Origin of the sequence: Rhodosalinus halophilus, from assembly GCF_003298775.1 — a bacterium.
In the GTDB taxonomy this organism is placed as follows: domain Bacteria; phylum Pseudomonadota; class Alphaproteobacteria; order Rhodobacterales; family Rhodobacteraceae; genus Rhodosalinus; species Rhodosalinus halophilus.
Window position 1 is genome coordinate 1 of the sequence record NZ_QNTQ01000064.1, and the last position, 205, is coordinate 205.

General features: G+C 64.4%; 1 protein-coding gene. It reads left to right on the plus strand.

All coding sequences use genetic code 11. The features are described from left to right. The coding region (locus DRV85_RS19630) for a hypothetical protein (protein ID WP_147238905.1) at nt 1-205 on the plus strand (205 nt) is incomplete at both ends.

The window sequence follows — 205 nt, forward strand, 5'->3', positions numbered from 1 at the left end:
GACCGGCATCGTGCTCGAAAACGCCGCCGACATGGCCGCCTGCTTTCCGGAGCTCTGGCCGACCCGCGAGGCCGCGAAGAAGGACGGCCAGAGGAAGGGGACAAATGACTATTATAGAGACCTCTATAATAGCAGAATGTCCCCATCCTCCGTGGAGGTGACCTATCGCCCGGTGGGGGCCGGACATCGCGCCCGGACCGCCCGC